The organism is Acinetobacter sp. YH12227 (assembly GCF_013417785.1).
GTDB lineage: Bacteria > Pseudomonadota > Gammaproteobacteria > Pseudomonadales > Moraxellaceae > Acinetobacter > Acinetobacter gandensis.
The window spans coordinates 1-1,350 of record NZ_VPDH01000172.1; the positions used below are offsets into that span (position 1 = coordinate 1).

A 1,350-nucleotide genomic window follows, 5' to 3' on the forward strand; every position below is an offset into this window, starting at 1 on the left:
GATCTCGAACGTCTTGCAGAACTGCAAGACGTTGAATTTCTTTGTCAGACATAGTGATCAGCATCTATATTTTATATCCAGTCCATGGTGATAAAAATCATCATAAACCAGACATTTTTATTGGTGAAAATATAGACACTTTAAATGGGTTCTAACACAAGCATTTCGTATAACCTCTATTATGTTAAATGGGCGGATTATTCTCATTAATGATCCCAAAAGCTTTTCTCCATGCCTGAGGGCTGGTGCCATATTTTTCACGGAAATTCTTTCTAAATGACACAGTATTATTAAAACCTGAAAGCTCGGTTATCTTTTCGATAGACAAGTTTGTCGCTTCTAAAAGTTCACAACTTAATCTGATTCTTTCAGTATTCAGCCAATCGACTAAGGTCATACCTGTCGCTTTCTTAAAGTGCCGTGTGAACGTCCTGCGTGTCATATGTGTCCGTTCAGCGAGGCTTTCAATATTATGTTGTAAGGCTAAATTCTTTCTTAAAAAATCAAGTAATAGGTTAATTTGTGCATCTTGGCTCGATTCTGCGACTGGCTGTTCAATAAACTGAGTTTGCCCACCTTCACGGTGAGGCGGGATCACCATTACTCTAGCAACTTTATTCGCAATTCGTGCATTATAGATTTCACGTACCAAGTACAAGCAGCAGTCTAACGCTGCGCCTGTTCCAGCAGAGGTTACGATCCTTTGGTCTTCTACATACAGGGCGTCATTATCAAGTTGAACCTGTGGAAATCGTTCACTAAAATCCTGTTCAGCCATCCAGTGCGTAGCTGCTTTTTTATGGTCAAGCAGCCCTGCATATGCCAATGCATAAGTTCCGTAGCATAACCCTACAATTCTAATTCCAGCTTGATATGCACAATTTAGGGCATCGATAAGTACTTTTTCAGGTTTGTGATTAAAATCATCCCATCCAGGAATAATAATAAGATCCAATTGTTTAATAAGTTCGATCCCCCCATCAGGGATAATCATCATAGACTGTTCTGTTTTTACGGGTTGGCCATCTATAGAAAAAATTCTCAGATCAAATAAGCGTTTATCTTCAATCTTGATATTGAAAATGATATGGGGGATAGAGAAGTGAAATGGATTTATATTGGGATATACGAACAATCCAATCACTGGTATAGCCATTCAATCTACCTCTCTAAAATAATAAATATAGCATGTTGTCCCAATAGTTTTGATGATTGTCCTTAAGGACAATTTTATTGCTTAATTTTTCCTATCATGATTCGAGTATGACTAAATGATTGGATCTGGAACATGAATAAAATTTTAAGTAGCTCTGTTATTGCACTCTCTCTGGCAATGGCTTCAGTCCATTT

The 1,350-nt window shown here is 37.6% G+C and carries 1 protein-coding gene; it reads right to left on the reverse strand.

What is annotated here, in order from left to right; all coding sequences use genetic code 11:
* Positions 1-184: 184 nt before the first annotated feature.
* The gene (locus tag FTV09_RS17735) at positions 185-1,156 is read right to left on the reverse strand and encodes a GlxA family transcriptional regulator (RefSeq protein ID WP_180059008.1); all 972 of its coding nucleotides are present in this window, start codon (positions 1,154-1,156) and stop codon (positions 185-187) included.
* Positions 1,157-1,350: the final 194 nt, after the last annotated feature.

Coding starts and splice junctions, on each gene's coding strand:
- FTV09_RS17735 (WP_180059008.1), bottom strand. CDS start 1,156: ATGGCTATACCAGTGATTGGATTGTTCGTATATCCCAATATAAATCCA.